This window comes from Microlunatus parietis (genome assembly GCF_013407955.1).
GTDB classification, from domain to species: Bacteria; Actinomycetota; Actinomycetes; order Propionibacteriales; family Propionibacteriaceae; genus Microlunatus; species Microlunatus parietis.
Window position 1 is genome coordinate 3,084,403 of sequence record NZ_JACCBU010000001.1, and the last position, 12,968, is coordinate 3,097,370.

13 protein-coding genes are annotated in these 12,968 nt (G+C 69.2%); 4 read left to right on the plus strand and 9 right to left on the minus strand.

Annotated elements, in window-relative coordinates; genetic code table 11:
* Positions 1-134 precede the first annotated feature (134 nt).
* The 3 genes from BKA15_RS14845 (at position 135) to BKA15_RS14855 (ending at position 2,826) form a co-directional block, all read left to right on the plus strand.
* On the plus strand, positions 135-812 hold the full coding sequence (locus BKA15_RS14845) for a hypothetical protein (protein ID WP_179751992.1): 678 nt from the start codon (positions 135-137) through the stop codon (positions 810-812).
* A gap of 282 nt (positions 813-1,094) precedes the next feature.
* Positions 1,095-1,745: a hypothetical protein gene (locus BKA15_RS14850; protein ID WP_179751994.1), complete on the plus strand. Its 651-nt coding sequence runs from the start codon at positions 1,095-1,097 to the stop codon at positions 1,743-1,745.
* Positions 1,746-2,091: 346 nt separating this feature from the next.
* On the plus strand, positions 2,092-2,826 hold the full coding sequence (locus BKA15_RS14855; protein ID WP_179751996.1) for a hypothetical protein: 735 nt from the start codon (positions 2,092-2,094) through the stop codon (positions 2,824-2,826).
* A gap of 7 nt (positions 2,827-2,833) precedes the next feature.
* Here the strand turns inward: BKA15_RS14855 and BKA15_RS14860 are convergent, their stop codons facing one another.
* From BKA15_RS14860 to BKA15_RS14895, 8 genes are all read right to left on the minus strand, one after another.
* On the minus strand, positions 2,834-3,253 hold the full coding sequence (locus BKA15_RS14860; RefSeq protein WP_179751998.1) for a hypothetical protein: 420 nt from the start codon (positions 3,251-3,253) through the stop codon (positions 2,834-2,836).
* Positions 3,250-4,515, minus strand: coding sequence for an aspartate kinase (locus BKA15_RS14865; protein ID WP_179752000.1), 1,266 nt, complete (start codon positions 4,513-4,515; stop codon positions 3,250-3,252). Before BKA15_RS14865 ends, BKA15_RS14860 begins: the two co-directional genes overlap by 4 nt.
* 122 nt (positions 4,516-4,637) lie before the next feature.
* Positions 4,638-5,495 carry a dihydrodipicolinate synthase family protein gene (locus BKA15_RS14870; RefSeq protein WP_179752002.1) on the minus strand — a complete coding sequence of 286 codons (858 nt, stop codon included), beginning with the start codon at positions 5,493-5,495 and terminating at the stop codon, positions 4,638-4,640.
* Positions 5,492-6,595, minus strand: a complete 1,104-nt coding sequence (locus tag BKA15_RS14875) for a sialidase family protein (RefSeq protein ID WP_179752005.1) — start codon at positions 6,593-6,595, stop codon at positions 5,492-5,494. Before BKA15_RS14875 ends, BKA15_RS14870 begins: the two co-directional genes overlap by 4 nt.
* On the minus strand, positions 6,592-7,539 hold the full coding sequence (locus BKA15_RS14880; protein ID WP_179752007.1) for a carbohydrate ABC transporter permease: 948 nt from the start codon (positions 7,537-7,539) through the stop codon (positions 6,592-6,594). Before BKA15_RS14880 ends, BKA15_RS14875 begins: the two co-directional genes overlap by 4 nt.
* A complete protein-coding gene (locus BKA15_RS14885; RefSeq protein ID WP_179752009.1) occupies positions 7,536-8,426 on the minus strand; it encodes a carbohydrate ABC transporter permease in 891 nt (296 codons plus the stop codon). The genes BKA15_RS14880 and BKA15_RS14885 overlap by 4 nt, the downstream gene beginning before the upstream one ends.
* Before the next feature lie 2 nt (positions 8,427-8,428).
* Positions 8,429-9,724 (minus strand): ABC transporter substrate-binding protein, encoded by a 1,296-nt coding sequence (locus BKA15_RS14890; protein ID WP_246322914.1) that lies wholly within the window; start codon positions 9,722-9,724, stop codon positions 8,429-8,431.
* A 54-nt stretch (positions 9,725-9,778) separates the two neighbouring features.
* A complete protein-coding gene (locus tag BKA15_RS14895; RefSeq protein ID WP_218871333.1) occupies positions 9,779-10,510 on the minus strand; it encodes a GntR family transcriptional regulator in 732 nt (243 codons plus the stop codon).
* Between the two features lie 91 nt (positions 10,511-10,601).
* On the opposite strand from BKA15_RS14895, the gene BKA15_RS14900 reads away from it, so the two are divergent.
* Positions 10,602-12,209 (plus strand): glycoside hydrolase family 3 protein, encoded by a 1,608-nt coding sequence (locus BKA15_RS14900; protein WP_179752013.1) that lies wholly within the window; start codon positions 10,602-10,604, stop codon positions 12,207-12,209.
* Positions 12,210-12,641: 432 nt separating this feature from the next.
* Here BKA15_RS14900 and BKA15_RS14905 read toward each other — a convergent pair whose 3' ends face one another.
* Positions 12,642-12,965, minus strand: a complete 324-nt coding sequence (locus BKA15_RS14905; protein ID WP_218871334.1) for a hypothetical protein — start codon at positions 12,963-12,965, stop codon at positions 12,642-12,644.
* Positions 12,966-12,968 lie beyond the last annotated feature (3 nt).

The following is a 12,968-nucleotide window of genomic DNA, read 5'->3' on the forward strand; positions in this document are numbered from 1 at the left end:
CAGGATGGTCGAGCCCACTGCGGGTGACGATCACGTTCGCTCCCGGAGCTCGGGCATTCACAACTGAATGCATGCCATCAGGCGGCAACTCGGGAGGGGACCACATGGTTCGGCCGCGCAGAGCCCTTATCGACATGCAGCCGTCGTCGCCGTGGGCGCGACGGCTGGTCATCTTGATCACCGTACCGGCGGTGACGATCGCCGCCGTGTTCGCCGGCCTGTATCTGTACCAGCAGCAGCAGGCCACTCGGACGGTCAATCCTGCCGGTCCGCCGTCGAGCAGCCCCAGCGACACGGCGAAGATCAAGCAGGCCATCTCGGACTGCCGGCGCGAGGTCGCGCTGGCCGAGTCCGTGCTCAGCGCCGCCGACGACGGGGTACGGAACTGGCGGCAACGCGTCCAGGCGCAGACCGACCTGTCGCTCGGCCGGATCACCGAGAAGGAGGCCAGGGACGTCTGGAACCGGACCGGGAACGCGGGCCCGTCCGACATCGCGAAGTACCAGACCGCCAAGGCCGCCTACCGCGCCGACAACGGCGCCTGCGCCGCGGTCAAGGGTGCGACCGAGGCCGAGCTGGAGCAGTTGAGCATCTGCCGCGCCCGGGTCGGCAAGGTCGGACCCGCGCTGACCGCGGCCGATCTCACCTTGAAGGACTGGGAGATCCACCTCGGTTCGACGCCGGCCAGTGTCAGCCCCAGCCAGGATCCGGACGGGATCTGGCGCGACGCGTGGCGCAAGGCTCCGACCAACCTGAACAAGTACTCCGACGCGATGGACACCCTCGCCAAGACCAAGAGCTGCCCGCGCTGAACCCGGGAACCCCCCGAGTGAGGAGCCCTGAGGGCGGGTCAAGCACGACCTGGTCCGTTCACCGAGTCTTGATCAACTCCTGAGCCGCCCCCGCCCGGACTGACCGTGCACTGAGGCGCTGTTGAGATGCCCTCCTTACGATGGCCCGAAATCGCTGCGGTCGCCGGCAACTCGGGAGGGGACCACCGTATGGTTCAGCCGCGGAGAGCACTGGACACTCCGCCACGATCACGGCTGCGACGCCTGGTCATCTGGTTCACGGTTCCGGTTCTGCTCCTGGTGATGGGTGCAGCCGGCGTCGTGGTGTGGACGACGCTCAATCAGGGCGGCCCCGGCACGCCGGCGATACCGCTGGCCAAGCCGGCCGGTTCGGCCGAGGAGACCCCGGACGACGGCAGCGGCCCGACCGGCCAGCAGTCCGTCGGCGAGGCCATCACGTCCTGCCGGCGGGAGGTGGCCGTGGCCGAGTCCGTACTCGCGGCGGCCGGCGACGGCATCGGGCACTGGCGCGAACACGTTCAGGCCCAGACCGACCTCTCCCTCGGCCGCACCGAGGAGGACGAGGCCGAGAAGATCTGGCAGCGGACCCGGCAGGCCGGCGCCTCCGATGTCGCCAAGTACCAGACGGCCAAGTCGGGACGGAAGGCCGACGGCAACGCGTGCCGCCCGGTGAAGGGCGCCGAGGACGACCAGGGTGAGCAGCTCAAGTTGTGCCACACGCGGCTGTCCAAGGTGTCGTCGGCCCTGACCAACGCCGACCTGGCGATGAAGGATTGGCAGCGCCAGTTGGAGGCGTTGAAGGACGCGGACCCGGACGACCTGCACCACTACGAGGACTCCTGGCTGGAGGCCTGGCGCAAGGCCCCGGAGAACCTGGACAGGTACTCGGCCGCGATGGACACGCTGGCCAAGACCAAGAGCTGCCCGCGCTAGCCCAATTCCACAAGGCAGCGAAGGGGGTCAAGCGGACGCGGTCTCGAAGATGGGATCTTGACGAACTCCTGAGGCAGCGTTGTCCGAGTTAACGCGCTGCTGCGGAATCCCTGAGTCGCGCTCTTTAGCATGATCATGAACATCGCTGCGTAACACGATGCGTATCGTGGGTCGTTCGGGGGAGCGTCGCAGCATCTTCCCGCGGACCGATTCGTCGGGCCGGCGCACTCCGGTGGGCAACGAGCCCTGGAACGCCCTCGTCCTCTTCGCAGCGGCAAACTCGGGAGGGGACCGTCCCATGGTTCGGCCGCGAAGAGCAGCAGAGTCACCACCACCGTCGCCGCTGATGCGGCGCATCGCCATCCTCTGTACGGTTCCGGTCGTCGTGATCGCTGCGGCGGCAGCCGGCGTGCTCGTGTGGTCGGCCCAGCAGAATCCCACCGGCCTGCCGCCGAACTCCGCCGGCAGCGGCGTACCGCCGTCCTCGTCCGCGCCCGCGTCGGACGACCCGGCCCCGAAGGGGGCACCGTCGGAGAACGCCAGCGGATCGACCGGTGAGCAGGAGGCGGTCGCCGAGGCCGTCGCGGACTGCCGCCGGGAGGTGGCGCAGAGCGAGTCGGTGCTCCAGGCCGCGAGCCAGGGCGTCGACCATTGGCGCCAGCACGTCCAGGCGCAGACCGATCTGACGCTGGGCCGCATCACCGAGGCCGAGACCAAGGCGATCTGGAAGCGGACCAGACTGCCCGGCCCCTCGGACGTGGCCAAGTACGAGACCGCGCGGTCCGGCCACAAGGCCGTGCCCGACGCCTGCAAGGCCGTGGCGGGTGCCACCACGGAGCAGTCCGAGCAGCTGCAGCTGTGCCGGGCCCGGTTGGAGAAGGTACGGGTCGCGCTCACCGGAGCCGATCTCGCCATGGGCGACTGGGCGGATCACCTCGCCGACATGCGGAAGTCCGCGAGCGGCCACGTGCACAACGCGCAGGAAGTCTGGCTGGACACCTGGCGGGCTGCTCCGCCGAACCTGGAGAAGTACGCCTCGGCGATGGACACCCTGGCCAAGACCAAGAGCTGCCCGAGCTAGCTTGGAGCTAGACCTGCGGCGGCCCGGGCTGTCCGTACTGACTCGTCGTCGAGTACGGAGCCGGCTGCCCGTACTGACCCGGCGCGGGCGGGACCGACGGGCGCTGCGCCTCGGCCGGCGAACCGCCGGACCGACCCGCGACGACGGCGCAGATCACCAGCACCAGCCCGGCCGCGGACACCAGGCCCAGAACGGCCGACAGGCCCGCGAGGGTACTGATCGAGACGTTGAGCTCATGCGACGCCCAGGGGATGGCCAGCGACCAGACCGCGTTGAGGATGTGCCCGATCAGCATGATCAGGCAGCCGACCAGACCGAGCACCCGGGCGGACCCGCGGGTCCGGAGGGGGATCAGGATGAGCCCCAGCAGCATCGGCAGCGCGTACACGCCCTGTCCCGCGATGAACGCGAGAATGTCGGGGTTCAACGGCCGGTTCCGGCGTAGACGATCGCCTCGCTGTCGGAGTCGAGGTCGAACGCGGTGTGCGCGGCGACCACGGCCCGGTCGACGTCGTCCTGATCGACGACCACCGAGATCCGGATCTCCGAGGTCGAGATCATCTCGATGTTGACGCCGGCGTCGGCGAGGGCGGCGAAGAACTTCGCGGTGACGCCGGGATGGGAGCGCATCCCGACCCCGACCACGGACACCTTGCCGATCTGGTCGTCGTACAGAACCTGCTCGAAGCCCACCGTCTCCCGCAGCGCCTCGAGGGCGGCCTTCGCGGCCGTACCGTCGGTCTTCGGCAGGGTGAAGGAGATGTCGGTGCGGCCGGTGTCCACCGCGGACACGTTCTGCACGATCATGTCGATGTTGATCTCCGTGGCCGCGACCGCCTCGAAGATCCGCGCGGCCTCGCCGACGCGATCCGGGACACCGACCACGGTGATCTTGGCCTCGCCGCGATCATGCGCGACGCCGGAGATGATCGCCTGTTCCATGGCACTTCCCTTTTCTGCCTCGGTCACCCAGGTGCCGTCCTTGTCCGAGAACGACGATCGTACATGCACGGCCACGTTCTCCCGCCGGGCGTATTCGACACAACGCAGGTGCAGGATCTTGGCGCCACAGGCAGCCATCTCCAGCATCTCCTCGTAGCTGATCTTGGGAATCCGCCGGGCGCTCGGCACGATCCTCGGGTCGGCGGTGAAGATCCCGTCGACGTCGGTGTAGATCTCGCAATGATCGGCGTTCAGCGCGGCGGCCAGCGCGACCGCCGTCGTGTCGGACGCGCCCCGGCCGAGCGTCGTGATGTCCTTCGTGTCCTGGGCGACGCCCTGGAAGCCGGCCACGATGACGATGTCGCCGGCGTCCACCGCGGACACGATCCGGCCCGGGGTGATGTCGATGATCCGGGCGTTGCCGTGGGTCCCGGTCGTGATGATGCCGGCCTGGGAGCCGGTCAGTGAGCGTGCGTGCATGCCGAGGTCGGCGATCGCCATCGCCAGCAGCGCGGCGCTCATCCGTTCGCCGGCGGTGAGCAGCATGTCGAGTTCCCGCGGCGGCGGCAGCGGCGAGACCTGGAGTGCGAGGTCCATCAGCTCGTCGGTGGTGTCGCCCATGGCCGAGATCACGACGACGACGTCGTGGCCCTGCTGCTTCGTGGCGACGACGCGCTTGGCGACCCGCTTGATGCTCTCGGCATCGGCCACCGATGATCCGCCGTACTTCTGCACTACGCGGCCCACGCCGACTCCCCATCTCCGTTCGCGAACTTCCCCCGACACAGCGGTCCAATCCAGGCCGGACCAGCCCACACTCTAATCGGGATCGGGCGGTTCCCCGGTCCGCCGGTCACTCTGCGAACAGCTCAGCTGCCGGTGGCCGGGGCGAGTCGCCGCAACTGCTCGACCAGCGCCGCGATCTCGGCGGCGACCCCGGTCCGGAGCTCGGGCATCGACATCCTCGACCGCCAGGGCCGGCCGGTCGCGGCCTGCAGGGCGAACTTCTGGCGGGCGATCGAGGGTCCGAGCAGCCCGACGATGGCCCGGATCCGGTCCGGGTCGTCCCGGTGGCGCAGCATCAGGTCGGGTACGACGGCGAAGCAGCCCGACACCACGCCCGCTCCCCCTTCGGTCTTGATCACCGGCAACCGGGAGTCGTCACCGGTGTAGAGCGCCTGGTCGGGGCGGACCAGCGCGGCGAAGGCCGCGAAGTCGTCGTTCGCGCGGCCGGACAGCTTCGCCCCGGCGACGTTCGCGGGCTCCATCAGCGCCCGGAACGTCGCCGCGCCGACCACGACACCGGTCCGGTCCGGAAACAGGTACGGGAAGACAGCGAGCTCGGGATGCGCTGCCGCAAAGGAATGGGCGTGATCGATGACCTGCCGGTCGTCGGCCGGCAGATAGTACGGCGTGAGCAGCGCGACCCGGCGCACCCCCGCGGCGGCGGCTCGCTCGGCGAGCTGGTGCGACTCGTACAAGGAAGCGGCGCCGACGTGGGCGACCACCCGGTCGGGTCCGAGGACGTCGGCGGCCAGCCGGGTCAGTTGATCACGTTCGGCTCGGTCCAGGGCCGGGAACTCGCCGGTGGTACCGGCGACGAGTACGTCGGCATGATCATCCGGGAGCCGTTCCAGCAGCTCGGCGAACGCGTCCCGGTCGATCCGGAGCGCGTCGTCGAACGGCGTCGGGACGGCGGAGATGATCAAGGGTACGGAACTCGTCACGGCACCCACCGTACGGCCTCGATGAAGCGCTCCGACCGTTCGGCGTCGTTGGAGTAGAAGACGGCCAGCACGCTGCCGTCGTCCATCGCGATCGCCCGCGGATAGCCCTGGTCCCGGACCGCGGTGTCGTCGGTGATCACCGTCGCGCTCCAGCTGGCACCCCGGTCGGTGCTGATCATGGCCCGCAGCCCGTACGGTTCGGCGCGGCTCCCGTACACCAGGACGAGGCGGCCGTCGGCCAGCCGGACCAGTGCCGGCGGATTGCCGCCGGCTCCGGCATCCGGGACCGGGGTGCCGACCTGGCGCCAGCTGCGGCCCTGATCGTCGCTGGCGTACAGGTCGATCCAGTGCGGCTTCGTGCCCCGGTCACCGACGCCCGAGCAGCGTCGCGCGCAGAGGATCGTGCCGTCGTCGAGACGGACCGAGGACGGCATGATCGCCCAGCCCGCCGGCTCGTCGCCGACCCAGCCGCGCGGCTCGAAGGTGCGGCCGCCGTCGCCGGTCCACACCGAGCGGATCCGTCCCTCGCTCCCGTCCGCCTTGCCGGTGGTCAGCTGGAACAGCGCCTCGTGCGGGCCGAGCGGGACGATGTCGGTGCGGGCGGCGACCGCCCGCTCCCCGAACGTTCCGAGGCGGTGCGGCCCGGACCAGGACCGGGCGCGATCCCGGCTGACGTAGAACCAGGAACGGGCCCCGTCGACGATGCCGGTCCGCGCCACCAGCACGATCGTCTCCGGATCGGTGAAGTCCACCGGCTCCGGCTCGACGAACGCGCCCTCGTCCAGCCGCGGCCCGATCTGCAGCTCCGGATCGACATGCTCGTCGCCGGACAGGGTCTCCACACCGCCCGGAATGACCCCGGTGAACGGCTCGTGGCTCCAGCTCTGACCGCCGTCCAGGCTCCGCGCGACCACCGGGACGAACGGCCGCGCCTTGTCCCGCGGATGCAGCCCGGTGTCCGGCCCGACCCAGCCGGCCACGAAGATCGACACCACCTCCTCGCCCCAACCCCACAGCCCGTAGTTGGCCGGCCAGCCGGCGAACCGCCCGGGCTCGCGGTAGACGATGCTGCGCGTCGACTCGATCGGCAAGGAACTCATCCTTTCAGGCCGGCGGCCAGTCCGCCGACGAAGTAGCGCTGCGCGGCCAGGAACAAGATGATCATCGGGATCACGGTCAGCGTGCTGGCCGCCATCAGGATGTTCGTCTCGGATTCCTGTCCGGAGGAATAGAGCTGAAGCCCGAGCTGCAACGTCGCGAGGTCGGTGTCGGTGGTCAAGATCAACGGCCAGACGAAGTCGTTCCACGCACTCTGGAAGGACAGGATCCCCAGCGTCGCGACGGCCGGCGTGCTCAGCGGGACCATGATGCTGGCGAAGATCCGCAGGTGCGAGGCGCCGTCCAGCCGGGCGGCCTCCAGGTATTCGTCCGGCACGCCGGCGAAGAACTGGCGCATCAGGAAGATGCCGAGCGGGGTGGCGACCGACGGCATGATCAATCCGGCGTACGTGTTCAGCAGCCCGCTGCCGCCCATGCCGAGCAGGTTGTTGCCGCCGGCCAGCGGAATGTGTTGCAGCACAATGAACACGGGGACGATCTGGCTCTGTGCCGGCACCATCAACAACGCGATCACTCCGGCGAAGATCACCGTCCGGCCGGGGAACCTCATCTTCGCGAAGGCGTAGCCGGCCAGCGCGCAGAGCACCACGTTGGCGATCATGGAGCCGAGGGCGTAGATCAGCGAGTTGCCCAGCTGCCGTACGAAATCGGTGGCCGACAACGCGGTCAGGAAGTTGGACCACTGCCAGCTCTCCGGAATCAGCGAGGGCGGGAACTCCGCCGTCTCGGCGTCGCTCTTCAGGCTGGTCGAGATCATCATCAGGAACGGATAGATCGCGACGATGCTGATCGCGGCGACCACGACGTACCAGATGGCGACGTTGCGGATTCGGCGGCTGGTCCAGCGCGACCGGGCCGGACCGGCGTTGGCCGGCCGAGTCTCGGTGCGGGGCGTGGCGCTCGGCCGTACCACGGAGACGGTCATCGTTCCCTCCCGTTGACGAGCCGGGCCCCGGCGATGGAGAACACCAAGATCAACACGAACAGCACCACCGACATTGCCGAGGAGTAGCCGAAGTCCGAGTAGGAGAAGGCGTTCTCGAAGATCTGGTAGACCACGGTCGACGTCGAGCCGATCGGCCCGCCCTGGGTCATGATGTAGATCGACCCGAACACCTGGAAGCTGCCGGTGACGGTGAGCACCACCAGATAGAAGGTGACCGGCCGGAGCAGCGGCAGGATCACCGACCAGAACGCGCGGGCCGGCCCGGCGCCGTCGATCCGGGCGGCCTCCCGGACCTCCTCCGGGACGTTCTGCAATCCGGCCAGGTAGAGCAGCATCGAGGTCCCGTAGTCCCGCCAGATCCCCATCACGATCAGGGCCGGCATCGCGGTCGAGGGGCTCTGCAACCAGCGCGGAGTCGGCAGCCCGACCGACTGCATCAGGCCGTTGATCGGACCAAGATCAGGATCGTAGAGGTAGATCCACACCATCGCGGCGGCCGCGATCGATACCAGCACCGGGAGATAGAGGATCGCCCGGAACACGTTGCGTCCGGGATACCGGACATTGAGCAGCATGGCGGTGCCCAGGCCGAGCGCCATGGTCGGCACCGTTACACCGACCGTGTAGTAGAGCGTGTTCCACAGGGCCTGGCCGAAGACCGGATCGCCGATCAGGGTCAGGTAGTTCCGCAGGCCGACGAATTCGGTCGGCCGGAGGAAGGTGACATCGGTGAAACTGAAGCCGAGGGTGGTCAGGGCCGGGATGCCCACCACCAGAGCGAGCACGACGACGGCCGGGGCGATGAACGCGTACGCGATCCAGTCCCGGCGGGTCCGCCGGGCGAGTACCGGCTGCAAGATGGTCATGATCAACTCCCGACCTTGACGAACGGGCGGATCTTCGCCGCGGCGGACCTGACGGCCTCGGCCGGTGTCGACCGCCCGTAGAAGACGCTGGAGACCGAGCGGGCGATCACCGGGATCATCCGGGTCGCGGCCGGCGTGACCGGCGCGCGCTCCGGTGCGTGCTCGGCGGCCTCGACAAAAGCGGCCAGCAGCGGATCCTTCTTGATCACCTCGGACTCGGCCGCCGCCGGAATCGCCGGGATGTTCCGGCTGGTGGCCGCGAAGGCGATCTGGCGTTCCACGTCCAGCGCGAACTCGACGTAGCGGGCTGCGGCTTCTTTGGCCGGCGCCTGCTCGGGGATCGCAAAGGCGAACGGGTCGATCAGCGAGGTGTGCCCACCGCGCTGCCCCGGCATGGAACGGACCGCGACGTTGATCTTGCCTTTCTCCGCCGAGGTCAGCCCGTAGTTGCCGTTGATCGAGAAGGCGGCCCGACCGGACGGGAACGGCGCCGACGAACTGTCGCCGATGCCGAACCCAGGCACCGTCACTCGGTCGTCGATCACCAGCCGGGCCATGAACTCGACCGCGGCGACTCCGGCGTCGGAGTCGAACGCGACATCGGAGCCGTCCTCGTTGAGCAGGCTGCCGCCGGCCCCCTGCAGGAAGAGTGTGAACGCCTCGTACAGCTCGAGATCGTTGCTGTAGAAGTGAAAACCGGCTCGGACCAACTTGTCGCCGTCCCACCGGGTCAGTTCCCTGGCCCAGTCGCGCAGCTCGTCCCAGTTCGCCGGCGGATGATCAAGATCGAGACCGGCCGCGCCGATCAGGTCGGCGTTGAAGGTGAGCGCCCGCGCCGTCCCGTACAGCGGAGCGGAGATCAACGTACCGCCGAGCCTCGAGTAGTTGGCGAACCGCTCGGTCAGTCCCGCCGTGTTGGGGACCAGTTGCTCGAGATCGGCCAGCCGGCCGCCGGAGGCGTAGATCAGCGAGTAGTCCCAGTGCTGGATGAACAGGTCCGGCAAGGTCCCGCCGACGATGCCGGTCAGCAGCTTCTGGTTCAGCTGATTGGGGCTGCCGTACAAGGACTCCCGGACGCTGATCTCCGGATGACCGGCGGCGAACTGCTCCCCCAGCGCGATCCCGGCCTTGCGTTTGCTGCCGGCCAGCTGGGACCAGAACTCCACCTCCCCGGTACGTCCTCGGCCGCCGGAGCAGCCGGAGAGCAACCCTCCGCCGAGCCCGGCGAGGCCGACCGATGCCGCCGCGGTGACGACGGATCTTCGGGAAACCCTGCGGTCGGTGATCCGACCAACCATGATCACAGCCTCCTCGCTGTTCCACCGGAACTGCACGTGTCCGCAGGTGAACCTCTACTGAGCCGGCGACCGCCCGAAGGCCCCGGCCTGCTCGGCCGGCCGCGCGATGGCTCGACCGTGAGCGTGCCGCATCCGCTGCCGCGAGCCCTCGATGTGATCGGCGAGCAGGGTCAGCACCGCCGCGTCGTCCTTCGCTGCCAGGGCATCGAGCAACTGCACGTGATCAGCAAGAGTCGGCCGCAGGTCCCGGGCATCCTGGGCGTTCGTCACCGACAGCATCGCGGCGAACGTCGGCTTGTACTGCGCCCAGACGTTGCCCAGCCGCCGATGGCCGGCCGACCGGTAGAAGGCGGTGTGGAACTCGAGGTCGGCGTGCGCGAACGCCTCGACGTCACCCCGCTCCGCCGCCTCGGTCATCTCCTCCAACAACCGCCGCGCCTCGGACCAATCGGCCTGCTCACGGTGCATGGCGAGCTGCAGCGCCTCCCGCTCTAGCATCGTCCGCAGCGAATACAGCTCGTCGATGTCCTCCAGCGACAACCCGCGAACATAGACGCCACGGCGCCGCGCCTCGACCAGACCCTCGGCCTCGAGCTGGCGCAGCGAGTCCCGCACCGGCCCGCGGCTCACGCCGAACAACTCCGACAGCCGTCCCTCCACCAAGTGCGTGCCCGCCGGAATCTGGCCGGAGACGATCTCCCGCCGCAGCCGGTCGGTGACGTGGACGCCCAAAGCGACCGGGGGGTGCGATCTGCAGATCCGGATGCACGGAGCCTCCTTCGTCAACGGTTAACCGTCATCGAATAACGGTTGACCGTCGTTGTCAAGGCGCCCGCCCAAGGACCGGGCGTCCCGGGCGCAGGAATAGGGTCGAGCGGTGAGCGACTGGGTGGACGAGCAGCTGGGGCGGTTGAGCCTGGAGCAGCAGGTCGGGCAACTGCTGGTGCCGTACCTGACCGGAGCGACGATCGACACGGCGGCGCCGGAGAACCGGGAGCGGTTCGGTGTGGACACCCCGGCCGAGGTGATCCGGTCGCTGCAGCCGGGCGGGGTGATCTACTTCGCCTGGTCAGGCAATGTCGATCATCCGGAGCGGACCGCGGCGCTCAGTGCCGGGCTGCAGCGGACGTCGCTGGATGATCATGGTCCGGGCGTCGGACTGATGATCGCCACCGACCAGGAGAACGGGATCGTGGTCCGGCTGCGCGAGCCGGTGACCCAGTTCCCGGGGGCGATGGCACTCGGCGCCACCGGTGATCCCGAGTTGAGCCGGACCACCTATCGGGTCACCGGGCGGGAGTTGCGGGCGGTCGGGATCAACGCCGACTACGCGCCGGACGGCGACGTCAACGTCAACCCGGCCAATCCGGTGATCGGGGTCCGGTCGTTCGGGTCCGACCCGGCTCGGGTCGCCGATCACGTGGTCGCCTCGATCCTTGGGCTGCAGGACGATGCCGGGATTTCGGCGTCCGTGAAGCACTTTCCCGGGCACGGCGACACCGCGGTCGACTCGCACCATGACCTGCCGGTGATCACTCATGATCATGAGACCTGGCGCCGGGTCGATGCGCCGCCGTTCCGGGCCGCGATCGCCGCCGGGGTCGATCTGATCATGTCGGCACACCTGTCCTGCCCGGTGTTCGATCCGAGCGGCGACCCGGCGACCTTGAGCCGGCCGGTGATCACCGGGCTGCTCCGCGAGGAACTGGGTTTCACCGGGGTGATCACGACCGATGCGTTGGACATGCAGGGCGTCCGGACCCGCTATCCGGACGGCGAGATCGTGGTCCGGGCCATTGAGGCCGGAATCGACCAGCTGCTCGCTCTGCCGGCTCCGGTGGTGGCGCGGGATGCCCTGGTGCAGGCCGTTCGGGAGGGCCGGCTCAGCGAGCAGCGGATCGCGGAGAGCGTGCGGCGGATCCTGGCTCTGAAACTGCGTCGCGGGTACGCCCTCGGCGCCGACCCGGAACTGCCGGAGCTCTCGGTGATCGGCTCCGAAGATCATCGCGACACCGCCGACCGGATCGCTCGGTCGGCGATCACGATCGTCCGCGACTCCGGCGGGCTGCCGCTCGGCGACGGGAGCCTGCTGGTCACCGGCTGGGGCGACAAGGCCGTGCCTGCGCTGGCCGCCGCGCTGCGGTCGGGCCGGCCCGGTTCGGTCCAGGAGTTGATCACCGGCGCCGAGCCGGACGACGCGATGATCAAGGAAGCCGGCGGCCGCGCGGCCGCTGTCGACCGGGTCGTCCTGATCACGTCCTCGGCCTGGCGCGACGAGCGGCAGCAGGCGCTGGCGGCGGCGGTCGCGGCGGCCAACCCGCGGCTGGTCGTGGTGTCGGCGCGAGATCCGTACGACCTGAGGGTGCTGCCGCCGGACACCACCTTGATCACCGGCTACTCGGCGATCCCGGCGACGATGGCGGCCGTGGCCGAGGTCCTGTCGGGCCACCGGACCGCCCCTGGCCGACTGCCGGTCGACCTCTGACGAGGACAACGGGGAGGATCCCGCCCGGCGCCACGGAAGATCTTGCTGGTGCGGTGACGTCGTCGAGCGGACGATTTGACCGGCAGATCCGGCCCGATGTGGGGGTCAAGGCGTCCGCTCAGTGAGTGGGAGTGCTCGCCGGGAGTTGGCCGTGTTGTGGGGTTCGGCCCCGTTCACCTCACGACACGATCGCTGTGGATCTCCGCCGTGACTGGAGCCCGTTGCGGAATGGTGCAAAGGGTGTTTCAGGTCGGATCAGGGCCCGATACTGGGCGGCCCGCCGTCCCTGGACGGGTGCGACCCGCACGGGACGCGCAGGGTTGGAAGTCATTGAGGGGCTCGGATCCGCCGGTCAGGGCGCATCCGCTCGACGAGTCACCGCACCAACAAGATCTTCCGCGGCGAGGGCCGACGGTGCCGCGTTGCGCTAGGTCAGGCCGTGATGTCGACGATCCGCTCGAACACGAACTCGTACGGCAGGTAGGCCACGTCGTACTCGTGGCCCGGCGGGTGGGCCTGCAGCTGGGACAGCTGGAGCAGCCGCCAGCCGTCGATCAGAGCCTCCAGGCCGGTCTGGTACGGCGGCTCGTCGCTGTCACCCATGGTCGGCTTGGACCGGCCGGTGCCGTCGTAACGGGTCCAGCCGATCACGTTGGAGTCCAGCGCCGAGGTGCCGAGGTAGAGGATCAGCACCTGCTGCCGCAGGTTGGGCTGGGCCGGTTTGGCCGCGAACGCTTCTTCGATGGTCGTGGTCATGGT